Raw genomic sequence first — 22407 nt, forward strand, 5'->3', positions numbered from 1 at the left:
CGAAATGTGTGTAGCTTAGTTCATATGGGTATACAACCATTCTATACACGACGACGCTTTGGAGGACGAGAACCATTGTGAGGAACTGGTGTAACATCACGAATAGCAGTAATTTCCAAACCAGTAGCTTGTAATGAACGGATTGCAGCTTCACGACCAGAGCCAGGACCCTTAACAGCTACTTCAACTGTTTTCATACCATGTTCCATTGATTCTTTAGCAGCAGCCTCACCAGCCATTTGTGCAGCAAATGGTGTTGATTTACGACTACCTTTGAATCCTAATGCACCAGCTGATGACCATGAAACGGCATTACCGTTAACATCAGTGATCATAACTAGTGTATTGTTGAATGTGGAGTGGATATGTGCAACACCAGATTCAATATGCTTCTTAGTACGGCGCTTACGACCTTTAGTTTGTGCCATGATTAACCTCCTATCTTTATCTTATTACTTCTTCTTACCTGCAATGGCAGTCTTCTTGCCCTTACGAGTTCTTGCATTGTTCTTTGTGTTTTGACCACGAACTGGCAAACCACGACGATGTCTCATGCCACGATATGATCCAATTTCTTGTAGTCTCTTGATGTTCATACTTACTTCACGACGTAAGTCACCTTCGACACGAACTTTATCAACTTCTGCACGAATTTTTTCTTCTTGATCAGGAGTTAAGTCTCTTGTACGAATATCCTCTGATACGCCAGCATCTTTCAATACTTTTTGAGCTGTTGTTTCGCCGATACCAAAAATGTATGTTAGGGCGATAACGATTCTCTTATCACGAGGTAAATCTACACCTGCTATACGAGCCATTAATCAATACACCTCCTATTAAATATTATCCTTGTCTTTGTTTGTGCTTTGGATCTGCAGAGCAAATAACCATGACGCGACCGCGTCTCTTAATTACCTTACAGTGTTCGCACATAGGTTTAACGGATGGTCTTACTTTCATGTTGTGGAACCTCCATTCCATTAAAAAACTTATTATCTATATCTATATGTAATTCTTCCCTTGGTTAAATCATAAGGGGATAATTCCACGGTAACCTTGTCACCGGGTAAAATTCTGATATAGTGCATACGGATTTTACCTGACACATGAGCTAAAATTGTAGCTCCGTTTTCAAGCTTTACCTTAAACATTGCATTAGGCAATGTTTCTGAAATTGTACCTTCTACTTCAATGACATCTTCTTTTGCCAAAGATATTAACCTCCATCGGGATGAAATTATTCTGCATATACTGGCGAATTATACAATAATTTTCCGTACATGTAAACATTCAAAGCAAAAAGTTTTACAAACTTTGTAAAACTTTCTTTACTTCGTTATAAACTTCATCTATTTCTTGTTCACCATTGATCTTATGTAACAAGTTCAACTTGTCATAAAAATCAATTAATGGTGTATTCATTTCAATATTAACTTTCAATCTATTCTTTACAGTTTCTGGTTTATCGTCCTCACGTTGATAGAAATCATGGCCGCCACAGACGTCGCATGTTCCTTCAACCTTTGTAGGATTGTAAATTTTATGATAAGTTGCTCCACAATTAGAACAAATATATCTTCCGGATAAGCGATCAACTAATGTTTCAGGCTTAACATCAATATAGATGACAGCATCTATTGGTTTGTTTACATTCTTTGCAATTGTCTGTAAAGCGTTAGCCTGTTCAAGAGTTCTCGGAAATCCATCTAACATATATCCGTCTTTTTGAACATCATCTTCAGATAAACGTTCTTGAACGATACCTTCGGTAACATCATCTGGAACAAGTTCACCTTTGTCGATGAACCCTTTAGCTTTTAGACCAATTTCTGTCTTATTGGCCATAGCTGCTCTAAACATGTCACCAGTTGAAATATGAACAACTTTAAAATCTTCAACAATCTTTTCAGCTTGAGTACCTTTACCAGCACCAGGTAATCCCATCAATACAATATTCATTGTCTGTAACATCTCCAATTATCTAATAAATCCAACGTATTCACGTTTCATCAAAAGACCACGTAATTGACGATCCATTTCCAAAGCAACACCAACAATAATCAACAAACTCGTACCACCTAATCCGATGGATTGAGGTAAATTGAATAAGTTAGCGGCTAGCAATGGAAGTAATGAAACCAAACCTAGGAACATAGCTCCAACAGTTGATAATTTCATTAATACACCTGACATGAACTTGATTGTTTCATTACCAGGCCAAATACCAGGGATATAAGCCCCTTGTTTTTGTAGGTTTTCTGCAAGCTTTTCAGGATTTACTTGAACAAATGCATAGAAGAATGTAAATAATACAATCAACAATGTATAGAGAAGAGAACCTGTTGTAGTCTGCATACTGAATATTTCTGTTAATACTTGATACCATTGATCTCCACTATGACTTTGGAACGCCATCAAAATTGTTTGAGGCGTAACAATAAATGAACTAGCAAAGATAACAGGAATAACACCAGCAACGTTAACCTTCAATGGTAGGAAACTTTCGCTACCACTACCAGCAGCACGTCTTGTATATTGAATAGGAATTCTTCTACTTGCTTGTTGAACATATGTAACAAATTGCACAACAATCAAGATGATGATCACAAGACCAACGAGGAATGCAATATTCTTTGCAAGATCAGCTGAACTGGAATTAGTAATATAATCACGATAAATTTCTTTAATTCCACTAGGGAATCTAGCAATAATACCAGCGAAGATAATTACTGAAACTCCATTACCTAGACCTTTATCAGTGATTTGCTCACCGATCCATGTAAGAAGCATCGTACCACCGGTTAAGATGATACCAATTGTAACGAAAGCTCTTATATTAGGAGATTTAACTAATCCTAAACCACTTAAAGTGTTAAAACCGGCTGTTATACCGATTGACTGAACAAAACCTAAAACAATCGTCAAATATCTCGTTACTTGATTTAACTTTCTACGACCAACTTCACCTTGTTTACTCCACTCAACAAATTTAGGAACAATGTCCATTTGTAAAAGTTGAACAACAATTTGGGCCGTAATGAATGGTGAAACACCCATCGAGAAAATAGAGTAGTTTGAAAGACCACCACCGGTTACAGTATCCAATAGGGGAACTAACCCTGTAGAACCAACTTTATCCATTGCGGCGGCATTAACACCGGGCACTGTAATTTGTGATCCCAAACGATATATAACAAGTAACATCAAGGTAAATAGGATCTTTTTACGTATCTCCTTTACCTTTAGAGCATCTCTGATAGTTCCAAGCATTAGATCACCTCTACAGTGCCACCAGCGGCTTCGATTGCTTTAGTAGCTGCGGCAGAAGCCTTAGCAACTTTAACAGTTAACTTAGCGCTAACCTCACCGTTAGCAAGCAACTTAACACCATTAAATTCTTTTTTAACGATTCCGGCTGCCTTCAATGTTTCAACATTTACTTCAGCACCATCGTTAAACTTACTTAGATCACTTAGGTTAACAATAGCATATTCTTTACGGTTGATGTTATTGAAACCACGTTTTGGCATACGACGGAATAAAGGCATTTGTCCACCTTCAAAACCGATACGTGTCTTACCACCTGATCTAGCTAATTGACCTTTTTGACCACGACCAGCAGTTTTACCTGTACCACTTGAAGTACCACGACCTAGACGCTTTCTAGCATGTCTTGAGCCTGCACTTGGCTTAAGTTCGTTTAGTTCCATTATTGCACCTCCTAATCTTTGAATATTTTATTAATCTTTAACTTCTTCAACGCTAACTAAATGAGCGATTTTTAATACAGCACCACGAATAGCAGGATCATCCGGCTTAACAACAGAACTTGAAACTCTTGCGAGTCCTAGTTCCTTAACAATCTTACGTTGAGCAGGAAGGCGGTGAGCTGCACTTCTAATTAGAGTAATTTTAAGTTTAGCCATTATTACGCACCTTTCTTCTAGTTAAGCAATTCTTGGGCTGAGATGCCGCGCATGTCAGCAACGCTTTCAGCAGTTTTAAGTTGTTTTAATCCTTCGATTGTTGCACGAATTACGTTAATTGGTGTATTTCTACCAAGTGATTTACTTGTAACATCACCAACACCGGCTAATTCGATAACGGCACGAACAGCACCACCAGCAGCAATACCTGAACCTTCTTCAGCAGGCTTCAACATGATCTTACCAGCACCGAAAGTACCGATTACTTCATGAGGAATTGTTGAACCAACCATAGGAACGTTGATAAGGTTCTTTTTAGCATCTTCAACAGCTTTACGAATAGCTTCTGGAACTTCTTGAGCTTTACCAGTACCGAAACCTACGTGACCATTTTTGTCACCAACGATTACGATAGCAGCGAAACGTAGACGGCGTCCACCTTTAACAACCTTAGTAACACGGTTGATTGAGACAACGCGATCTTCTAATTCTAATTGAGATGGATCGATATATGTCATAAATTTGGTTTCCTCCTTCTAGAATTTTAGTCCATTTTCACGAGCTGCTTCAGCAAGACTTTGAACACGTCCGTGATATAAGTAACCACCACGATCAAAGATTACGTTGCTAATTTTAGCTTCTTGAGCTCTTTGTGCTACTAAAGCACCAACAGCTTCAGCTTGTTCAACTTTTGAACCGTCTTTAATGTCTTTATCAAGAGTTGAGGCACTTGCTAGCGTTACACCCTTTACGTCATCAATAATTTGAGCGTAAATGTTTTTATTCGAACGGAATACGTTTAAGCGTGGGCGCTCAGCAGTACCAGAGATTTTTGCACGGATACGTTTTTGACGCTTTTGACGTGCTTTGTTTTTGTCTGGTTTTGTAATCACAATTTTCACCTCATAGATTTATTTACTATTTACCAGTTTTACCTTCTTTACGACGTACATATTCGCCAACATAACGAATACCTTTACCTTTATAAGGTTCTGGAGAACGTACATCGCGGATTTCAGCAGCAAATTGACCAACCTTTTGCTTTGAAATACCTAAAACGTTGATTTCTGTGTTAGAAGGTGATTCCAACTTGATACCTTTTGGTGCATCCATAACAACTGGATGTGAATATCCAACTGAAAGTGTTAGTGTGTCACCTTTAACTTGTGCACGGTAACCAACACCTCTTAGTTCAAGTTTCTTTTCATAGCCTTCTGTAACACCAATAATCATGTTGTTAAGGTTTGAACGCATTGTTCCATGAAGAGCTTTGTCATTTTCGCTTTCACGTGTGAACTTAGCTTCTGTACCTTCAATAGTCAACTTGATTTTTGAATTGAATGCTCTTGTTAATTCACCCTTAGGGCCTTTAACTGTGATGTTTTCATCTTTTTGAGTAACTGTTACTCCTGCGGGAATTTCAATTACTTTATAACCGATACGACTCAAATTAGTGCACCTCCTTACTTTTTAAGATTATTACCAGATATAAGCGATTACTTCTCCACCCACGTGTTGTGCGCGAGCTTCTTTGTCAGTAATAACACCTTTTGAAGTTGAAAGAATAGCGATACCTAGACCGTTAAGAACCTTAGGTACGTTATCTGAATCAACATAACTACGTAGACCTGGTCTTGAAATACGTTTCAAGCCTGAAATTACGCGTTGTTGATCTTTACCATATTTTAAGAAAATACGAAGTACGTTTTGCTTGTTGTCTTCAACAACTTCGTAATCCTTGATAAATCCTTCTTTTTTAAGAATCTCTGTCATGCTCTTCTTGATGTTTGAAGCAGGAATTTCTAGAGATTCATGTTTAACCATATTAGCGTTACGAATACGTGTTAGGTAATCCGCAATAGGATCTGTCATGACCATTTAATTTACCTCCTTTATTAATTAAAATCTTACCAGCTAGCTTTTTTCATACCAGGGATTTGACCTTCATGAGCCAATTGACGAAGGCAAAGTCGGCAAAGCTTGAACTTACGATATACAGAATGTGGACGACCACAGCGTTCGCAACGTGTATAAGCTTGAGAAGAGAACTTTGCGGGTCTATGATTACGTACGATTTGAGATTTCTTAGCCAATGAATTTACCTCCTAAATTATTTTGTGAATGGCATACCGATTTGTGTTAATAGTTCACGTGATTCTTCATCAGTATTTGCTGTTGTAACAATAACGATGTCCAATCCACGAATTTTATTAACCTTATCGTAGTCAATTTCTGGGAAAACCAATTGTTCTTTAATACCTAGTGTATAGTTACCACGACCATCGAATGAGCGAGTACTTACACCACGGAAATCACGAACACGTGGCAAAGCAATGTTGATTAGTTTGTCAAGGAAGTCATACATACGGTCACCACGAAGTGTAACCTTAGCACCGATTGACATACCTTCACGAAGTCTGAAACCAGCGATTGATTTCTTAGCCTTTGTGATTAATGGCTTTTGACCAGCAATTAGGCCAAGTTCTTCAACGGCTTCGTCTAGGTTCTTTGAGTTAGCAATAGCATCACCAACACCCATGTTTAGAACGATCTTGTCTAATTTTGGTGCTTCCATGATTGATGAGTAGTTGAACTTCTTCATCATTGATGGTGTGATGTCATTAACATACTTTTCTTTTAAAGCGTTAACCATTTAGTTTTCTCCTTTCTTATTTATCTTCTTTATCAGTTGTTTTACTTACAACTTTAACGTTAGTTGCGCTAATAGGTCTTTCAACGTCAACAATTCCACCTTGGGGTTGAGCGTTGCTTGGCTTAGAGTGTTTCTTGACAACGTTAACGCCTTCGATGATTACTTTGTTAGCTGCAGGGATAGCCTTTTTAACTACACCTGTCTTGCCTTTAGCATCACCAGCAATAACTTTGACATTGTCTCCAGTTTTTACAAACACTATTCAGCACCTCCTGAATTTAATTGTTCTTTTTATAGCACTTCTGGTGCTAGAGATACGATCTTCATAAAATCGTTATCACGTAGTTCACGAGCAACGGGTCCGAAGATACGTGTTCCTCTAGGTGTTTTATCAGCATTAATAATAACTGCGGCATTTTCATCAAATCTGATGTAAGAACCATCTGTACGGTGAGCACCTGATACAGTTCTTACGATAACAGCTTTAACAACGTCACCCTTTTTAACAACGCCACCTGGTGTTGCTTGTTTGACAGTAGCAACAATAATATCACCGATATTAGCTGTCTTACGGTTTGAACCACCAAGAACTTTAATAGTTAGAATTTCACGGGCTCCAGAATTATCTGCAACTTTTAAACGACTCTCTTGTTGAATCACGTTTTGGCCCTCCTCTCATCAGTTATGGTCTAGATTTTGACTGCTTTTTCGACGATTTCTAATAAACGGAAGCGCTTTGTCTTTGACAAAGGTCGAGTTTCCATGATACGTACAATATCGTTAACTTTAGCTTCGTTGTTATCGTCTTGAACGTAATATTTCTTAGAATATCTAACACGCTTGCCGTAGACTGGGTGTGTTTTGTAAGTTTCAACAACAACAACGATTGTCTTATCCATTTTATCTGAAACGACGCGTCCTTGATATACTTTACGATGGTTACGAGTTTGTGTTTCGCTCAACTTGATATCCCCTTCCTGTTTATTATTTTTCGTTATTCTTTTGGTTTTGAGCTGTTCTTAATCTTGCGATGTTCTTTCTTACGGCCTTAAGACGGGCTGTGTTTTCCAATTGGCCAGTAGCTTGTTGGAAACGCAAGTTGAATAGTTCTTCTTTGTATTCTTTAACTTTATCTTGTAATTGAGCAGCAGTAAGCTCTTTGATTTCACTAGCCTTCATCAGCGCCACCTACTTCCTCACGTTTTACAAACTTAGTTCTAACGGGTAGTTTGTTTGATGCAAGTCTAAGAGCTTCACGAGCAACTTCTTCAGATACTCCACCGATTTCGAAGAGAATCTTTTCACGTTTAACTGGAGCTACCCAACCTGCAGGTGCACCTTTACCAGAACCCATACGAACTCCGACACCTTTAGCTGTGTATGATTTGTGAGGGAAGATTTTAATCCAAACCTTACCACCACGCTTCATATAACGAGTCATAGCAACACGAGCTGCTTCGATCTGTCTATTAGTGATCCAGCTTGATTGTAATGCTTTCAAACCATATTCACCAAATGTAACTTCTTTACCACCTTTAGCTTCTCCGCGCATCTTTCCACGGAATTCACGACGGTGTTTTACACGTTTTGGTACTAGCATAGATTATTCTCCTTTCCCTTCAGTTTTTTTGTCATTATGTTGTGGCTTAGCTGGAAGAATTTCACCACGATAAATCCAAGTTTTAACACCTAAATTACCATAAGTTGTCTTAGCTTCAACCCAAGCATAATCGATATCAGCACGCAATGTGTGCAAAGGAACAGTTCCTTCTGTATGCCATTCACGACGAGCCATATCGGCACCGTTTAAACGACCAGAAATTTGTACCTTGATACCTTTAGCACCGGCACGTCTTGAACGTTGAACTGCTTGACGTTGTGCACGTCTGAAAGCAATACGAGCTTCAAGTTGACGAGCGATACTTTCACCAACAAGTTTTGCATCCAAATCAGGTTTCTTGATTTCGATGATGTTGATGTGAATGTTTCTCTTAGTTAAATTATTTAGTTCATTACGTAATTTTTCAACTTCAGAACCACCCTTACCGATAACCATACCAGGTTTAGCAGTATGAATTGAAACAGTAACGTTCTTTGCAGTACGTTCGATTTCGATTCTTGAAACGGAAGCATTTGAAAGTTTTTCTTCAATATACTTACGAATTCTAAGGTCTTCATGTAAAAATGTTGAAAAGTCTTTATTGTTTGCATACCATTTGGCATCCCAGTCACGGATAACACCGACACGGAATCCGACTGGATTAATCTTTTGACCCACTCAAGTTACCTCCAATACTATTCTTTTTCACTTACTACAACTGTAATGTGACTTGTTCTCTTGTTAATTGGTGATGCTGAACCCTTAGCTCTAGGACGGAAACGTTTTAGAGTTGGTCCTTCGTCAACGAATGCTTCACTGACGAATAGGTTTTGTGCATCTAAATCAAAGTTATGTTCTGCGTTTGCAATTGCTGACTTAAGAGCTTTAGCAATAATTGGAGAGCCTGCTCTTGGTGTGAATTGCAAAATTGCAAGTGCCTCAGCAGCATTTTTGCCTCTGATTAGATCAATAACAAGGCGAGCCTTACGAGGTGCAATACGCACGTTAGTAACTCTAGCTGTTGCAGATGTAATTTCTTGTTCTGCCATCATTTAAGTCTCCCTTCTTATTTCTTAGCTGGTGCTGTCTTTTTGTCATCAGTACCATGACCATGGAAAGTACGTGTAGGTACGAATTCGCCTAACTTATGTCCAACCATATCTTCTTGAATATAAACTGGAACATGCTTACGACCATCATGAACTGCGATTGTGTATCCTACGAAACTAGGAAAAATTGTTGAACGTCTTGACCATGTCTTGATAACTGACTTCTTGTCAGAATCTGCTTGTGCATCGATCTTCTTTAGAAGGTGTGCATCAGCGAATGGTCCTTTTTTTAAACTACGACTCATCTTATGTCCTCCTTATATTATTCTAATGAATAGTTTACTTACCTTTTCTATGACGAATGATAAGTCTTTCAGATTTGGCATGTGATGAACGAGTCTTCTTACCCAAGGTCTTCTTACCCCATGGTGACATTGGTGATGGATGACCGATAGGAGCTTTACCTTCACCACCACCATGTGGGTGATCGTTAGGGTTCATAACTGAACCACGAACTGTAGGTCTCATACCTAACCAGCGCTTACGTCCAGCTTTACCAATCTTAATAAGTTCATGTTGTTCATTACCAATTGAACCAACAGTAGCACGGCAAGTTGAAAGAATCATACGAACTTCACCAGAAGGTAAACGTAATAGTGAATATTTACCATCTCTACCTAATAATTGAACTGAAGTACCAGCAGAACGGCCTAGTTGACCACCCTTACCAGGTTTTAATTCAACGTTGTGAAGAACTGTACCAACAGGGATATCTGCAAGTGCAAGTGCATTACCTGGTTTGATATCAGCATCTTTACCAGATTCAACAATTTGCCCTACTTCAAGGCCCTTAGGAGCTAAAATATATGACTTAACACCATCAGAATAGTGAATTAGTGCAATATTAGCTGTACGATTTGGATCGTATTCAATAGATTTAACTGTAGCTTTAACACCGTCTTTGATACGTTTGAAATCAATAACACGGTATTTTTGTTTGTGTCCACCACCACGGTGACGAACTGTAATATGACCGTATGAATTACGACCAGCAGTATGGCTTTGTGATTCTAGAAGTGTCTTTTCAGGAGTAGTTTTAGTAATCTCAGAAAAGTCAGAACCTGTCATATTACGACGACCGTTTGTGGTTGGTTTATACTTGATAATCGCCATTATTTGACCTCCTTATTTATTTCTCGTCTTCAAAAATCTTAATTTCATCAGAATCAGCAGTAAGTGTAACAATTGCCTTACGACGTTTGTTAGTAAAACCAACATAACGACCTTGGCGCTTCTTCTTACCTGAAACATTCATGATGTTTACTTGTTTAACCTTTACACCGAAAACTTCTTCAACGGCTTGTCTAACAAGAACCTTGTTAGCATCCAAAGCAACTTCGAAAGTATATTTCTTGTCGCTCATTGCATCCATTGAGCTTTCAGTGATAATAGGGCGAATAATTACGTCTCTTGCGCTCATTATCCAAGCACCTCCTCAATTTTAGAAAGTGCTGCTTGTGTAACAACTAACTTATTAGCGTTAATAACGTCAAGAACGTTAACACCTTCTGGTGCAACAACTTTAACTTTATCAATATTTCTAGCTGATAAAGCAACGTTGTCGTTACCATCTTCAACAACTACAAGAGCTTTGTTGTCAGCACCTACTTTGTTTAGTAATTGTGCGAAAGCTTTTGTACTTGGTTTGTCGTATGAAATTGAGTCAATAACGATTAGGTTACTGTCAGCAGCCTTTTGTGAAAGAACAGACTTCAATGCCAAACGGCTAACCTTCTTAGGAAGGTGATATGCATAAGATCTTGGTGTTGGGCCGAATACGACACCACCACCTACCCATTGAGGTGATCTAATTGAACCTTGACGAGCACGTCCAGTACCTTTTTGACGCCATGGTTTTCTACCACCACCACGAACCTCAGAACGGTTCTTAACATCATGAGTACCTTGTCTCATTGATGCACGTTGCATGATAACTGCATCTGTAACAACGTTGTTATTTGGTTCAACACCAAAAACTTCATCCTTTACATCAACACTACCGTTTTCAGCACCGTTATCTTTGTAAGCTGTGATTTTTGTCATAACTCATTTTCCTCCTTCCTATTTTTGATTAGCTTTAACAGCTGTTTGGATTTTAACTAATGACTTGTTTGCACCGGGTACATTACCCTTGATCATAATTGCATTATGTTCAGTATCAACTTTGACGATTTCTAGGTTTTGTGTAGTAACACGGTTGTTACCCATACGTCCTGGAAGCATCTTACCCTTGAATACACGGTTAATGATAGCACCCATTGAACCAGGAATACGGTGATATCTTGAACCGTGAGTTTCAGGTCCTCTAGCTTGACCAAATCTCTTGATATTACCTTGCATTCCATGTCCCTTTGTTGTTCCTGTAACGTCGACAACATCACCAGAATTAAATGCGTCTACTGTAACTTCAGCACCTAATTCGTAGTCTCCCATTTCAACATCGCGGAATTCGCGAATGTAACGTTTAGGAGTTGTATTTGCCTTTTCTGCATGACCCTTGGCAGGTTTGTTTGATAGTACTTCGCGCATATCTCCCAAGCCTAGTTGAACGGCCTCATAACCATCATTTTCAACTGTTTTAAGTTGCATAACAACGTTAGGTGTTGCTTCAACAACTGTAACGGGAACTAATTCACCGTTGTCAGTAAAAATTTGAGTCATTCCGACTTTTTTACCAAGAATTCCTTTTCTGGCCATGTTTGCACCTCCAATAATTTATTTTTAATAATTATAATTTGATTTCAATGTCAACACCAGATGGTAGATCCAACTTCATAAGTGAATCAACCGTCTTCTTTGTTGGGTTAACAACGTCGATAAGTCTTTTATGTGTACGCATTTCGAATTGCTCTCTAGAATCCTTATGCTTATGTGGTGAAGCTAACACTGTATATAGTGAACGCTCTGTTGGCAAAGGAATTGGTCCTGAAATTGTTGCACCAGTTCTTTTTGCAGTTTCCACAATCTTGTCAGCTGATTGATCTAGAATACGATGTTCGTAAGCCTTTAAGCGAATGCGAATTTTTTGACTTGCCATGGGGTTACCTCCTTTTTGTCTCTTTCAAGATGACCGGCTCCGTGAAAATATCCGCCAGCCCTGCCGTGGCAAAGCGGCCGGGTGTGTCGCAACCTCTCACTTCTAAACCGTCGATATTATTTATAATATCTATTTAAGTACATACTTCTCCGCGAAATAAGCACTCTTATAATACTACACGATGAACTCCACATTTTCAAGTTAAATCAAGAACTTTTTCAAATTAAAGTAGCTTTCTAAAAAAGCCAATTTAATCTATACTCTAATAAAAGTGGAGGTGTATATTGGACGATTACGAATTTAGATATAATAACAGGTTTCAACAAAATAATAAAGACAAAATTTATCTACATTTATTCCGTGGTCAAGTTATTCTGAATACGATTATTATATTTGCTTACAGTGCCTTGACTCAGAATCTTTATCTGTTCATTCCGATTTTCTTAAATATTTTAGCTTTAAAAGTTAAACTGCTCCCTAGCAACTTTTCGGAACGATTTAATTTTGTCTTTCAGCTCTTTTTCCAAGCATTCATAATTGCAGAATCATACTTCTACTTAATAAGTTTCAGCACTCGTTATTATGATTGGAACTTACCTAGTTCGATTGGTTTACTGTTAGTTTCCATACTGGCAATGTACGTTCCTTATACGGTTGTTTTCTTCACCCCATTTAGAAACAAGATATTACAGTTGTTACTGGCAACTTTTGCGTTTGCTGTGATTGCCATGGGAACCGTTAGCATCGTAACTTACGGAACTATTCTTGGCTTCAACCCTTTTATTAGTATCGTAACTGATTCCAGATTTCTTGGAACGCTTGTTTTCCTAATAATGGTTCTGATAATGATGAGAAAGTGGGGCTATGCATACCCTCACATGCGATTGGACCGTCGTGCCAATTGGAAAGTGTTAATCTTTCTACTATTATTATGTACTTGGTTTACGATGTGGAATGCATTCGGCGGTGGTCGGAGTTTACTCAGTTCACTTTATACATTTAATTTTAAAGGTACTAACTTCAATATTCGTTATCTTTTAAGTGGCATGGAAGCAGGAATTGCTGAAGAGCTGTTATTCCGTTATGTCTTTCTAAGTGTATTACTAGCTGCTTTTAAAAATTTTCGCTTTAGAATATTTTATGCAGCTATCCTAAGTAGTCTCTGTTTTGGAATTATTCATTTAAGTAACGTCTCTGCTGGTCAAAGTTTAGCTAACACAATTGATCAAGTCATCTTTGCCTCTGGTATGGGATTACTAATGTGTGGTATTTATCTATATACTAATCTCTTCTATCTTCCAGTTATCTTTCATACATTATTAGATACTCTTGCTTTTACAACCTCTGGAGAAATGATGTCCGGTAAAGTTACTAGTGTTGATGCTCTATTCACCATTATAGAAACAGTTATTTTTGCACTCATCGCTGTATGTCTACTAATTTCAGTTTATCGCCGAAGTCAAACTCAGAGTTTTAGATTTTAATTGAATGCACAAAAAAAACACAATAACAAATGTTATTGTGTTTTTATTTTTATTCACTAATTATTAGTCAGCGTCAGGGTTTCCGCCATTCTTCTTGATAATATCAGCTTGAATAGACTTAGGAACCTTTTCGTAGTGATCCATTGTCATTGTAAATGTACCACGACCTTGTGTTGCTGAACGAAGTGTTGTAGCGTAACCAAACATTTCTGCAAGTGGAACAAAGGCATTGATAAGTTGTGCATTACCACGTGCTTCCATTCCTTCAACACGTCCACGACGAGCAGTAACTTGTCCCATAACATCACCTAAGTATGATTCTGGTGTAACAATTTCAACCTTCATAATAGGTTCAAGAATTACGGCACCAGCAGTCTTAGATGCGTTACGTAGAGACATTGAAGCGGCAATCTTGAAGGCAGCTTCAGATGAATCGACTTCGTGGTATGAACCATCATACAACTTAGCCTTAACATCGATCAATGGATAACCGGCAAGAACACCGTTTTCCATAGCTTCTTTCAATCCTTGTTCTACTGAAGGGATGTATTCACGAGGAACAACACCACCGACGATAGCATCTTCGAATTCGAAGCCTTTACCTTCTTCATTAGGTGTGAATTCAACCCAAACATCACCATATTGACCTTTACCACCAGATTGACGAACGAACTTACCTTGAGCACTTGTTTGTTGTGTAAATGTTTCACGGTAAGCAACTTGAGGTTCACCAACCTTACATGCAACGTTAAATTCACGTTTCATACGGTCAACCATGATATCCAAGTGCAATTCACCCATTCCGGCGATAAGAGTTTCACCAGTTTCAGGATTTGTTTCAGCTTGGAATGTAGGATCTTCTTCAGATAGTTTTTGGATGGCAATATCCATCTTATCTCTATCTTCCTTTGAGTTAGGTTCGATAGAAACTTGGATAACTGGATCTGGAATATCCAATGATTCAAGGATCAATGGATCTGAAGGATCAGTTAGAGAATCACCAGTTGTAGTATTCTTCAAACCGATAACAGCAGCGATATCACCTGAGAATACTTCTGGGATTTCCTTACGGTGGTTAGAATGCATTTGTAGCAAACGACCAACACGTTCACGTTTGTCTTTTGTTGAGTTCAAGACATAAGAACCAGATTCTAGAGAACCTCTATATACACGAATGTATGTCAAACGACCAACGAATGGGTCAGTAGCAATCTTAAATGCTAAACCAGCAAATGGTTTGCTGTCATCAGCCATAAGTTCAACTTCTGATTCATCCTTAGGATTTGTAGCCTTGTAAGGACGTACATCAAGTGGTGATGGTAGATAGTCAACAACGGCATCCATCAACATTTGAACACCCTTATTCTTGAAGGCAGAACCTGCAAGAACTGGGAAGTACTTCAAGTTGATTGTTGCTTTACGGATAGCTGAGCGAAGTTCATCATTACTGATTTCTTCACCTTCAAGATACTTCTCCATAATGTCATCATCAACATCAGCAACTGATTCAACTAATTCAGCACGTCTCTTTTCAGCTTCAGCACGATATTCTTCAGGAACATCAACTGTATCCCATTTTGTACCTAATTCATCTTCGTCATAAAGGTCGGCTTTCATTTCGATCAAGTCGATAACACCTTCGAATTTGTCTTCGGCACCAATAGGCATTTGAATAGCATGTGCGTTAGCATCTAGTCTTTCATGCAATGTTTCTACAGAGTAGTCAAAGTTAGCACCGATTTTATCCATCTTGTTAACAAAGACAATTCTTGGAACACCGTATGTTGAGGCTTGACGCCAAACATTTTCTGTTTGTGGTTCAACACCTGATTGAGCATCAAGAACTGTAATAGCACCATCTAGAACACGGAGTGAACGTTCAACTTCGATTGTGAAGTCAACGTGTCCTGGAGTATCAATAATATTGATACGGTTGTTCTTCCATTCAGCAGTTGTAGCAGCTGATGTGATAGTAATACCACGTTCTTGTTCTTGAGCCATCCAGTCCATTTGTGAAGCACCATCATGTGTTTCACCAATTTTATGGATCTTACCAGTATAGTACAAGATACGTTCAGTAGTTGTAGTTTTACCGGCATCGATGTGGGCCATGATACCAATGTTACGGGTATCTTCTAGTGGAAATTCACGTTTATTAGCCATGAATAATTGTTTCTCCTCTCAAATTAACTAGTTTATGTAACTAGATCCTACCAGCGATAGTGAGCGAATGCACGGTTAGCATCGGCCATCTTATGTGTATCTTCACGTTTCTTAACAGCTGCACCAGTATTGTTTGCTGCATCCATAATTTCATTAGCTAGACGTTCGTCCATTGTGTGTTCACCACGTAGACGTGCATAGCTTGTGATCCAACGAAGTCCAAGAGTTGTACGACGATCTGGACGAACTTCGATAGGAATTTGATAGTTAGAACCACCGATACGGCGAGCCTTAACTTCAAGTACAGGCATAACATTGTTCATTGCTTCTTCAAACACGTCCAATGGTTCGTTACCTGTCTTATCTTTAATAATATCGAATGCACGATATAAAATTGTTGAAGCAGTACCTCTTTTACCATCATACATCAAGTGGTTAATCAAACGAGTTACTAGCTTTGAGTTGTACATTGGATCTGGCAAAACATCACGTTTTGGAGCTCTACCTTTACGCATAAAAAATTCCTCCGTTATTACATTATTTCATTAAGAATGATTATTTATTGTTATTTCTTAGGCTTCTTAGCACCATATTTTGAACGACTTTGCATACGTCCATCAACACCGGCTGTATCTAAGGCACCACGAACAACGTGATAACGAACACCAGGTAGATCCTTTACACGTCCACCACGGACAAGGACAACACTATGCTCTTGTAGGTTGTGGCCAATACCAGGGATATATGCTGTTACTTCAATAAGGTTTGATAATCTAACACGGGCATACTTACGTAAAGCTGAGTTAGGTTTCTTAGGTGTCATTGTTCCGACACGAGTTGCAACACCACGTTTTTGTGGAGCTGGGTTCTTTGTAGCAACTTTCTTCATACTATTGTAGCCAAAGTTCAATGCAGGAGCATCTGATTTAGATACTGTTGACTTACGGCCTTTGCGAACTAATTGATTAATTGTAGGCATTCAAAGTTCCTCCTAAAAATTTAAGTACACACATCCAGGTGGTTCATAATTTTGTAAAATAATAAACCACGTTAGTGGCGTACGTTATGAGCTTATATTTAAATAAACAAACTATTATTGCTGCCAATAAAAGCACGTCTATTAGAATACCATCTATAAAAAGCCATGTCAACGTAATCCCGCAAAAGTTATCCACAATTTTCCCGTAATTTAAAACGAGGTGATTAAAAATGGAACTTTTTTTACAAGTAACCGTCTTTATTCTAGGAGCTTGCATTATCTCCTTTCTAAAAGTAATCGCACAAGATTATCCAAATATCAACTACACCAGACGTTCGAGATGTGATTACTGTCACAGAATTCTACAATGGTATGAAATCATTCCTATAATAGGCTATTTCATAGTTCATGGTAAATGCTCCGGCTGTAAAAATCAAATTGATTTTTATAATCCACTCCAAGAGTTTGCCGGAGGAACCTTTCTTCTATTAAATGTACAGTTTGGCACGCTAAATTACTTGCCGTTATTCCTAATGCTAATTATTTTAGGCTTTAGTGACGCTTTTTATGGCTATATCTACCCCATCTTTTACTTACTGGCTTTGCCAACCGTTATTTGGCACTTTTCCACAGTTCATCTTCTAGCGGCAGTCATTATCTATCTAACATTACTACTTTTAAACAATCACTCTTTGATTGGTTTAGGCGATATTGAAATTATGGCATTATTAGCACTTATTTTTGATTTAAATGACGTATTGAGAATAACTATTCTTGCTTGTTTCTTGTGTATCATCCAATTTCTTTTCAATAAAAAAAGATCATATAGATTTATTCCCTATCTCACTGTTTCAACAGGCATCATCTATCTGATCTTTGTAATTAGAACTTAGGCAAAATTTCTTGAAGCTTCATCCAGTTCACACATAATTCCCACCATTTAGCATCATAAACATTATAGTCTCCACCATTTGGATGTTTTGTTACATATGTTGAAAGTGATAATCCATGACCACCCGAACCAAAGAGGTGCATTTCATAAGGAATTCCTAGAAGATCCATCTTCTGAGCATAAATAATCGAATTCATGACCGGAACTGTATCATCAGTCACCGTTTGCCAAATGAATGTTGGTTTACCATGCTTAGTTAGATGTTCTTGTGCTTGCCAATAATAGATATCTGGACTAATCTTCATTGACCACTCTTCATCTTTAGGCCACCCAAGAGTCATATCAATAACTGAGTATCCTAAAATATTAGCGGCTGGTTCTACTTCTAGGTCGTCTGTAAAGATTTTTTTACGTTCATCTGGATTTAACATAATTGAATTAAAGTCGGCTACTACATGTCCACCAGCAGAAAAGCCAACTAATAGAACCTTACTCAAATCAATATGGTGACTCTCACTTTGTGTCTTCAACCAATTTAAAGTCGTTGCCATCTCTTGTAATGCTAAAGGATAAACAGCTTTACCATCTTCAATCAATTGATAATGTAGAACTAAAGCGTGCATTCCTGCTGCATTGAATTTCATAGCAATTGGTTGTGCTTCACGGTCTGAATGAAACTTAAATGCACCACCCGGACAAATAATTGCCAATGGTTGATCAACCGGTTCGTCAAAATCGGAAATAGGGTCTAACCAATAGGTATCTAAAGTAAACTTGCTATCTTCATAAGATAATTCTTGTTTTTGCAAAATACATACCCTCCCAAAATTTCTATCAATAACATCATTATACAAAAAAAGACGACCTCATCGGCCGTCTTTTTCATTTATTACTATTTTTCTGTTTTAGCTGCATCTTCAGCTTTCATTTGAGCTTCGATGTCAGAAATTGTGTAGGCACCATTCAAAGAGTTATCTGCCATAGGGCCAGTCTTCTTTGGTTCCATATGGTTATACTTAGCCATACCAGTACCGGCAGGAATAAGTTTACCAATAATAACATTTTCCTTAAGTCCAAGAAGTGGATCATTCTTACCACGAATTGAAGCATCAGTAAGAACTCTTGTTGTTTCCTGGAAGGAAGCGGCTGACAAGAAACTGTTTGTTTCAAGAGAAGCCTTAGTAATACCAAGAAGTACTGGACGTCCAGTAGCTGGAATACCACCATTGAACAATGTTTCACGGTTATGGTCAGTAAATTGAGAAATATCCATCAATTGACCAGGCAATACATCTGTATCACCAGGATCAAGAATACGAATCTTTCTAAGCATTTGTCTAACCATAACCTCAAAGTGCTTATCAGAGATATCAACACCTTGCATACGGTAAACTTTTTGAACTTCAGCAAGTAAGTAGTTTTCTGTATGTAGAACGTTTGTAACTTTGATCAATTCCTTAGGATCAATTGAACCTTGTGTTAACTTACCACCACGTTTAACGTGATCACCTTCGGCAACCGCAACACTTGATGTATAAGGAACACTATATGTTCTAGTATCAATATCACCTTGAACAGTAATTTCCTTGGTGTGTTCTGCTGGGTTTTCATCAATGGCTGTAATTGTACCATCAACTTCTGAAATAACGGCAAGACCTTTAGGATTTCTAGCTTCAACAATTTCTTGAACACGAGGAAGTCCTTGAGTAATATCGTCACCACCAGCAACACCACCGGTATGGAAGTTACGCATAGTTAATTGTGTACCTGGTTCACCGATTGATTGAGCAGCAACAGTACCAACTGCCTCACCAATTTCAACTTCTTCACCAGTAGCAAGGTTACGACCATAACATTTCTTACATACACCATGCTTTGTATCACATGTGAATGCTGAACGAATTGTAACGTGTGTAACACCAGCATCAACGACCTTTTGAGCCATTGTTTCATCCATCATGACACCACGAGGTACGATAACTTCGCCTGTCTTAGGATCTTTAACTGTTTTTTGTGTATAACGACCAACAAGTCTGTCATACAATGGTTCGATCATATCTGTACCTTCCATAATTGAACTTACAACAAGTCCACGGTCAGTACCACAATCTTCTTCACGAACAATAACATCTTGAGCAACATCAACCAAACGACGTGTTAAGTAACCTGAGTTAGCAGTCTTCAAGGCTGTATCGGTCATACCTTTACGGGCACCATGGGTTGACATGAACATTTCCATGACAGATAGTCCTTCACGGAAGTTAGAAATAACAGGGATTTCCATCATACCACCATTAGGGGCGGCCATAAGTCCACGCATACCAGCTAGCTGTGTAAAGTTTGAAATGTTACCACGGGCACCGGAATCAGACATCATTGAGATAGGGTTTGTAGGATCAAATGAATCGATCAACAATTGTTGAATTTCATCCTTTGTATCATTCCAAACACTAATAACACGATCATGTCGTTCGTTGTCAGTGATAAGACCACGACGGAATTGCTTAGAAATTGAAGCAACTTGTTTATGGGCTTTTTCAACGATTTCAGGTTTTTGAGTTAGGTTAGGAACATCTGTAACACCAACTGTTAGACCAGATAATGTACAAATTGTGTAACCTAATTCTTTCATATCATCAAGAAGTGATGATGTTCTTTGAACACGATATACTTTAAAGATTTGGGCAATGATATCTGATAGATAACCACTCTTAAGTGGGTCTACTAGATCCATTTCATCAAGACGTTGATGAATATCTTCACCTTTACCTAGGAAGTACTTGTCAGGAACGCCGTTCTTCAAATTGTCATCAGTTGGTTCATTCAAGTATGGGAAATCTTCTGGAAGAATTTCGTTAAAGATTACTTTACCAACACTAGTAATCATAACTTTATCTCTTTGGTCATCCTTGAATGGCTTGTTAGGCATTGAATCAACAGCAATACCAATTCTTGTATGGTAATGAACATCACCATTTAGCAAAGCTGTTTGAACTTCGTTAGAATCTTTGAAGATCTTACCTTCACCAGTCATATGTCTTGTTTCAATTGTTAGATAGTAGTTACCTAAAACAACATCCTGTGAAGGTGTAACGATAGGCTTACCATCCTTAGGAGCAAGAATATGGTGAGCAGCAAGCATCAACATACGTGCTTCAGCTTGAGCTTCGTCTGATAGTGGCACATGGATAGCCATCTGATCACCATCAAAATCGGCATTGTAAGCTTCACAAGCAAGTGGATGCAAACGAATTGACTTACCATCAACCAATACAGGTTCAAAGGCTTGAATACCAAGTCTATGAAGTGTAGGGGCACGGTTAAGTAATACTGGACGTTCTTTAATAACGTCTTCTAGTACATCCCAAATGTCATCATCTTGGCGATCAATCTTTCTTCTAGCATTCTTGACGTTAGAAGCAATTTCACGCTTAACAAGTTCATGCATAACGAATGGTTTGAACAATTCCAAAGCCATTTCACGAGGCAATCCACATTGATAGAACTTCAATGTAGGTCCAACATCGATAACTGAACGTCCTGAGTAGTCAACACGTTTACCAAGTAAGTTTTGACGGAAACGTCCTTGCTTACCTTTAAGCATATGTGATAGCGACTTCAATGGACGGTTACCAGGTCCTGTAACAGGACGGCCACGACGACCATTATCGATCAAGGCATCAACAGCTTCTTGCAACATACGTTTTTCATTTTGAACGATGATATTAGGAGCATGTAGATCCAACAATCTCTTCAAACGATTGTTACGGTTGATAACACGACGGTACAAATCGTTCAAGTCAGAAGTAGCGAAACGGCCACCTTCTAGTTGAACCATAGGACGAAGATCAGGTGGGATAACAGGAATTGCTTCCATTACCATCCATTCAGGTTTGTTACCTGATTTTTGGAAGGCACTTAAAATATCCAAACGTCTGATAGCACGTGTACGCTTTTGACCTTGAGCAGTCTTCAATGTTTCACGTAACTCTTTAACTTCAGAATCCATATCAACTTGTCTTAGAAGATCACGGATACCTTCGGCACCCATTTCAGCGACGAACTTGTTACCAAATTCTTCACGCTTCTTACGATATTCTGTTTCAGTCAATAATTGTTTCTTTTCTAGATCTGTTTCACCGGGATCAATAACTACGTATGATGCAAAGTAGATTACTTCTTCCAAGTTTCTTGGACTCATGTCCAATACGAGTCCCATACGTGATGGGATACCCTTAAAGTACCAGATATGTGATACAGGAGCTGCTAGTTCAATATGAGCCATACGTTCACGACGAACTTTTGAACGAGTAACTTCAACACCACAGCGGTCACAAACAATACCCTTATAACGGATACGTTTGTACTTACCACAGGCACATTCCCAGTCTTTAGTTGGTCCAAAGATTCTTTCATCGAATAGACCATCTTTTTCTGGTTTTAAAGTACGGTAGTTAATAGTTTCTGGTTTCTTAACTTCTCCATAAGACCAACTACGAATCTTATCAGGAGATGCTAAACCAATTTGCATACTATCGAATTTATTAACGTCTATCAAAAGGTA

At 38.4% G+C, this 22407-nt stretch carries 34 protein-coding genes; 2 read left to right on the forward strand and 32 right to left on the reverse strand.

The features are described 5' to 3' along the window. Nucleotides 1–41: 41 nt before the first annotated feature. The 27 genes from rpsK to rpsJ form a co-directional block, all read right to left on the reverse strand. A complete protein-coding gene (rpsK, locus tag FC97_RS06185) occupies nucleotides 42–428 on the reverse strand; it encodes a 30S ribosomal protein S11 (RefSeq protein WP_025084429.1) in 387 nt (128 codons plus the stop codon). Between the two features lie 24 nt (nucleotides 429–452). Next, nucleotides 453–818, reverse strand: coding sequence for a 30S ribosomal protein S13 (gene rpsM / locus FC97_RS06190; RefSeq protein ID WP_025084428.1), 366 nt, complete (start codon nucleotides 816–818; stop codon nucleotides 453–455). A 25-nt stretch (nucleotides 819–843) separates the two neighbouring features. Further along, nucleotides 844–960, reverse strand: a complete 117-nt coding sequence (gene rpmJ, locus FC97_RS06195) for a 50S ribosomal protein L36 (protein WP_010018546.1) — start codon at nucleotides 958–960, stop codon at nucleotides 844–846. A gap of 32 nt (nucleotides 961–992) precedes the next feature. Then, entirely contained in the window at nucleotides 993–1211 is a 219-nt protein-coding gene (infA, locus tag FC97_RS06200) for a translation initiation factor IF-1 (RefSeq protein ID WP_025084427.1), read from the reverse strand. A 94-nt stretch (nucleotides 1212–1305) separates the two neighbouring features. Then, nucleotides 1306–1959, reverse strand: a complete 654-nt coding sequence (locus FC97_RS06205; protein WP_025084426.1) for an adenylate kinase — start codon at nucleotides 1957–1959, stop codon at nucleotides 1306–1308. A gap of 18 nt (nucleotides 1960–1977) precedes the next feature. Then, the gene (secY, locus tag FC97_RS06210; RefSeq protein ID WP_025084425.1) at nucleotides 1978–3270 is read right to left on the reverse strand and encodes a preprotein translocase subunit SecY; all 1293 of its coding nucleotides are present in this window, start codon (nucleotides 3268–3270) and stop codon (nucleotides 1978–1980) included. After that, nucleotides 3270–3710: a 50S ribosomal protein L15 gene (gene rplO, locus FC97_RS06215; protein WP_025084424.1), complete on the reverse strand. Its 441-nt coding sequence runs from the start codon at nucleotides 3708–3710 to the stop codon at nucleotides 3270–3272. The genes secY and rplO overlap by 1 nt, the downstream gene beginning before the upstream one ends. Nucleotides 3711–3740: 30 nt before the next feature. Then, entirely contained in the window at nucleotides 3741–3926 is a 186-nt protein-coding gene (gene rpmD / locus FC97_RS06220) for a 50S ribosomal protein L30 (RefSeq protein WP_025084423.1), read from the reverse strand. Nucleotides 3927–3943: 17 nt separating this feature from the next. After that, nucleotides 3944–4444 carry a 30S ribosomal protein S5 gene (rpsE, locus tag FC97_RS06225; RefSeq protein ID WP_054642450.1) on the reverse strand — a complete coding sequence of 167 codons (501 nt, stop codon included), beginning with the start codon at nucleotides 4442–4444 and terminating at the stop codon, nucleotides 3944–3946. Nucleotides 4445–4462: 18 nt separating this feature from the next. Beyond that, on the reverse strand, nucleotides 4463–4828 hold the full coding sequence (gene rplR, locus FC97_RS06230) for a 50S ribosomal protein L18 (protein ID WP_034543770.1): 366 nt from the start codon (nucleotides 4826–4828) through the stop codon (nucleotides 4463–4465). A 16-nt stretch (nucleotides 4829–4844) separates the two neighbouring features. Beyond that, nucleotides 4845–5375: a 50S ribosomal protein L6 gene (gene rplF / locus FC97_RS06235; protein WP_054642449.1), complete on the reverse strand. Its 531-nt coding sequence runs from the start codon at nucleotides 5373–5375 to the stop codon at nucleotides 4845–4847. A 30-nt stretch (nucleotides 5376–5405) separates the two neighbouring features. After that, a complete protein-coding gene (gene rpsH, locus FC97_RS06240; RefSeq protein WP_054642448.1) occupies nucleotides 5406–5804 on the reverse strand; it encodes a 30S ribosomal protein S8 in 399 nt (132 codons plus the stop codon). A 29-nt stretch (nucleotides 5805–5833) separates the two neighbouring features. After that, nucleotides 5834–6019, reverse strand: coding sequence for a type Z 30S ribosomal protein S14 (locus tag FC97_RS06245; protein ID WP_010018530.1), 186 nt, complete (start codon nucleotides 6017–6019; stop codon nucleotides 5834–5836). Between the two features lie 17 nt (nucleotides 6020–6036). After that, a complete protein-coding gene (gene rplE / locus FC97_RS06250) occupies nucleotides 6037–6579 on the reverse strand; it encodes a 50S ribosomal protein L5 (RefSeq protein WP_025084419.1) in 543 nt (180 codons plus the stop codon). Between the two features lie 16 nt (nucleotides 6580–6595). Beyond that, nucleotides 6596–6838: a 50S ribosomal protein L24 gene (rplX, locus tag FC97_RS06255; RefSeq protein WP_025084418.1), complete on the reverse strand. Its 243-nt coding sequence runs from the start codon at nucleotides 6836–6838 to the stop codon at nucleotides 6596–6598. 32 nt (nucleotides 6839–6870) lie between these two features. Continuing rightward, nucleotides 6871–7239 carry a 50S ribosomal protein L14 gene (rplN, locus tag FC97_RS06260; protein WP_025084417.1) on the reverse strand — a complete coding sequence of 123 codons (369 nt, stop codon included), beginning with the start codon at nucleotides 7237–7239 and terminating at the stop codon, nucleotides 6871–6873. 29 nt (nucleotides 7240–7268) lie between these two features. Continuing rightward, entirely contained in the window at nucleotides 7269–7541 is a 273-nt protein-coding gene (rpsQ, locus tag FC97_RS06265; RefSeq protein WP_025084416.1) for a 30S ribosomal protein S17, read from the reverse strand. Between the two features lie 22 nt (nucleotides 7542–7563). Beyond that, the gene (gene rpmC / locus FC97_RS06270; protein WP_010018524.1) at nucleotides 7564–7758 is read right to left on the reverse strand and encodes a 50S ribosomal protein L29; all 195 of its coding nucleotides are present in this window, start codon (nucleotides 7756–7758) and stop codon (nucleotides 7564–7566) included. Then, nucleotides 7748–8179 (reverse strand): 50S ribosomal protein L16, encoded by a 432-nt coding sequence (gene rplP, locus FC97_RS06275; RefSeq protein WP_054642447.1) that lies wholly within the window; start codon nucleotides 8177–8179, stop codon nucleotides 7748–7750. Before rplP ends, rpmC begins: the two co-directional genes overlap by 11 nt. 3 nt (nucleotides 8180–8182) lie before the next feature. Continuing rightward, nucleotides 8183–8857 carry a 30S ribosomal protein S3 gene (gene rpsC, locus FC97_RS06280; protein ID WP_025084414.1) on the reverse strand — a complete coding sequence of 225 codons (675 nt, stop codon included), beginning with the start codon at nucleotides 8855–8857 and terminating at the stop codon, nucleotides 8183–8185. Between the two features lie 17 nt (nucleotides 8858–8874). Then, nucleotides 8875–9228 (reverse strand): 50S ribosomal protein L22, encoded by a 354-nt coding sequence (rplV, locus tag FC97_RS06285; protein WP_010018520.1) that lies wholly within the window; start codon nucleotides 9226–9228, stop codon nucleotides 8875–8877. Between the two features lie 17 nt (nucleotides 9229–9245). Beyond that, a complete protein-coding gene (gene rpsS / locus FC97_RS06290; RefSeq protein ID WP_025084413.1) occupies nucleotides 9246–9533 on the reverse strand; it encodes a 30S ribosomal protein S19 in 288 nt (95 codons plus the stop codon). Nucleotides 9534–9567: 34 nt separating this feature from the next. Beyond that, nucleotides 9568–10401, reverse strand: a complete 834-nt coding sequence (rplB, locus tag FC97_RS06295; RefSeq protein ID WP_056967941.1) for a 50S ribosomal protein L2 — start codon at nucleotides 10399–10401, stop codon at nucleotides 9568–9570. Between the two features lie 16 nt (nucleotides 10402–10417). Continuing rightward, nucleotides 10418–10708, reverse strand: coding sequence for a 50S ribosomal protein L23 (rplW, locus tag FC97_RS06300; protein ID WP_054642446.1), 291 nt, complete (start codon nucleotides 10706–10708; stop codon nucleotides 10418–10420). Beyond that, the gene (rplD, locus tag FC97_RS06305; protein WP_025084410.1) at nucleotides 10708–11331 is read right to left on the reverse strand and encodes a 50S ribosomal protein L4; all 624 of its coding nucleotides are present in this window, start codon (nucleotides 11329–11331) and stop codon (nucleotides 10708–10710) included. Before rplD ends, rplW begins: the two co-directional genes overlap by 1 nt. Nucleotides 11332–11349: 18 nt before the next feature. Then, on the reverse strand, nucleotides 11350–11985 hold the full coding sequence (rplC, locus tag FC97_RS06310) for a 50S ribosomal protein L3 (protein WP_056955949.1): 636 nt from the start codon (nucleotides 11983–11985) through the stop codon (nucleotides 11350–11352). A 31-nt stretch (nucleotides 11986–12016) separates the two neighbouring features. Beyond that, nucleotides 12017–12325 (reverse strand): 30S ribosomal protein S10, encoded by a 309-nt coding sequence (gene rpsJ / locus FC97_RS06315; protein WP_025084408.1) that lies wholly within the window; start codon nucleotides 12323–12325, stop codon nucleotides 12017–12019. A gap of 284 nt (nucleotides 12326–12609) precedes the next feature. On the opposite strand from rpsJ, the gene FC97_RS06320 reads away from it, so the two are divergent. Continuing rightward, complete coding sequence (locus FC97_RS06320; protein ID WP_054642445.1) at nucleotides 12610–13809, forward strand: CPBP family intramembrane glutamic endopeptidase; 1200 nt, start codon at nucleotides 12610–12612, stop codon at nucleotides 13807–13809. A gap of 63 nt (nucleotides 13810–13872) precedes the next feature. On the opposite strand, the gene fusA is transcribed toward FC97_RS06320, so the two are convergent. Genes fusA through rpsL form a run of 3 tightly spaced genes read right to left on the reverse strand, consistent with a single transcriptional unit; the run spans nucleotide 13873 to nucleotide 16951 of the window. After that, a complete protein-coding gene (gene fusA / locus FC97_RS06325; protein ID WP_054642444.1) occupies nucleotides 13873–15972 on the reverse strand; it encodes an elongation factor G in 2100 nt (699 codons plus the stop codon). Nucleotides 15973–16019: 47 nt separating this feature from the next. Beyond that, nucleotides 16020–16487 carry a 30S ribosomal protein S7 gene (rpsG, locus tag FC97_RS06330; RefSeq protein ID WP_010018510.1) on the reverse strand — a complete coding sequence of 156 codons (468 nt, stop codon included), beginning with the start codon at nucleotides 16485–16487 and terminating at the stop codon, nucleotides 16020–16022. A 50-nt stretch (nucleotides 16488–16537) separates the two neighbouring features. Then, nucleotides 16538–16951, reverse strand: a complete 414-nt coding sequence (gene rpsL, locus FC97_RS06335; protein WP_025084405.1) for a 30S ribosomal protein S12 — start codon at nucleotides 16949–16951, stop codon at nucleotides 16538–16540. A 230-nt stretch (nucleotides 16952–17181) separates the two neighbouring features. On the opposite strand from rpsL, the gene FC97_RS06340 reads away from it, so the two are divergent. Beyond that, nucleotides 17182–17844, forward strand: coding sequence for a prepilin peptidase (locus tag FC97_RS06340; RefSeq protein WP_056967943.1), 663 nt, complete (start codon nucleotides 17182–17184; stop codon nucleotides 17842–17844). Here the strand turns inward: FC97_RS06340 and FC97_RS06345 are convergent. Continuing rightward, nucleotides 17834–18652: an alpha/beta hydrolase gene (locus FC97_RS06345; RefSeq protein ID WP_054642442.1), complete on the reverse strand. Its 819-nt coding sequence runs from the start codon at nucleotides 18650–18652 to the stop codon at nucleotides 17834–17836. The genes FC97_RS06340 and FC97_RS06345 overlap by 11 nt on opposite strands. Before the next feature lie 83 nt (nucleotides 18653–18735). Further along, the gene (rpoC, locus tag FC97_RS06350; RefSeq protein ID WP_054642441.1) at nucleotides 18736–22401 is read right to left on the reverse strand and encodes a DNA-directed RNA polymerase subunit beta'; all 3666 of its coding nucleotides are present in this window, start codon (nucleotides 22399–22401) and stop codon (nucleotides 18736–18738) included. Nucleotides 22402–22407 lie beyond the last annotated feature (6 nt).

The organism is Companilactobacillus kimchii DSM 13961 = JCM 10707 (genome assembly GCF_001435445.1).
Taxonomy (GTDB): Bacteria; Bacillota; Bacilli; order Lactobacillales; family Lactobacillaceae; genus Companilactobacillus; species Companilactobacillus kimchii.

Coding starts and splice junctions, on each gene's coding strand:
- rpsK (WP_025084429.1), bottom strand. CDS start 428: ATGGCACAAACTAAAGGTCGTAAGCGCCGTACTAAGAAGCATATTGAA.
- rpsM (WP_025084428.1), bottom strand. CDS start 818: ATGGCTCGTATAGCAGGTGTAGATTTACCTCGTGATAAGAGAATCGTT.
- rpmJ (WP_010018546.1), bottom strand. CDS start 960: ATGAAAGTAAGACCATCCGTTAAACCTATGTGCGAACACTGTAAGGTA.
- FC97_RS06205 (WP_025084426.1), bottom strand. CDS start 1,959: ATGAATATTGTATTGATGGGATTACCTGGTGCTGGTAAAGGTACTCAA.
- secY (WP_025084425.1), bottom strand. CDS start 3,270: ATGCTTGGAACTATCAGAGATGCTCTAAAGGTAAAGGAGATACGTAAA.
- rplO (WP_025084424.1), bottom strand. CDS start 3,710: ATGGAACTAAACGAACTTAAGCCAAGTGCAGGCTCAAGACATGCTAGA.
- rpmD (WP_025084423.1), bottom strand. CDS start 3,926: ATGGCTAAACTTAAAATTACTCTAATTAGAAGTGCAGCTCACCGCCTT.
- rpsE (WP_054642450.1), bottom strand. CDS start 4,444: ATGACATATATCGATCCATCTCAATTAGAATTAGAAGATCGCGTTGTC.
- rpsH (WP_054642448.1), bottom strand. CDS start 5,804: ATGGTCATGACAGATCCTATTGCGGATTACCTAACACGTATTCGTAAC.
- rplE (WP_025084419.1), bottom strand. CDS start 6,579: ATGGTTAACGCTTTAAAAGAAAAGTATGTTAATGACATCACACCATCA.
- rpmC (WP_010018524.1), bottom strand. CDS start 7,758: ATGAAGGCTAGTGAAATCAAAGAGCTTACTGCTGCTCAATTACAAGAT.
- rplP (WP_054642447.1), bottom strand. CDS start 8,179: ATGCTAGTACCAAAACGTGTAAAACACCGTCGTGAATTCCGTGGAAAG.
- rplV (WP_010018520.1), bottom strand. CDS start 9,228: ATGGCAGAACAAGAAATTACATCTGCAACAGCTAGAGTTACTAACGTG.
- rpsS (WP_025084413.1), bottom strand. CDS start 9,533: ATGAGTCGTAGTTTAAAAAAAGGACCATTCGCTGATGCACACCTTCTA.
- rplB (WP_056967941.1), bottom strand. CDS start 10,401: ATGGCGATTATCAAGTATAAACCAACCACAAACGGTCGTCGTAATATG.
- rplW (WP_054642446.1), bottom strand. CDS start 10,708: ATGAGCGCAAGAGACGTAATTATTCGCCCTATTATCACTGAAAGCTCA.
- rplD (WP_025084410.1), bottom strand. CDS start 11,331: ATGACAAAAATCACAGCTTACAAAGATAACGGTGCTGAAAACGGTAGT.
- rplC (WP_056955949.1), bottom strand. CDS start 11,985: ATGGCCAGAAAAGGAATTCTTGGTAAAAAAGTCGGAATGACTCAAATT.
- rpsJ (WP_025084408.1), bottom strand. CDS start 12,325: ATGGCAAGTCAAAAAATTCGCATTCGCTTAAAGGCTTACGAACATCGT.
- fusA (WP_054642444.1), bottom strand. CDS start 15,972: ATGGCTAATAAACGTGAATTTCCACTAGAAGATACCCGTAACATTGGT.
- rpsG (WP_010018510.1), bottom strand. CDS start 16,487: ATGCGTAAAGGTAGAGCTCCAAAACGTGATGTTTTGCCAGATCCAATG.
- rpsL (WP_025084405.1), bottom strand. CDS start 16,951: ATGCCTACAATTAATCAATTAGTTCGCAAAGGCCGTAAGTCAACAGTA.
- FC97_RS06340 (WP_056967943.1), top strand. CDS start 17,182: ATGGAACTTTTTTTACAAGTAACCGTCTTTATTCTAGGAGCTTGCATT.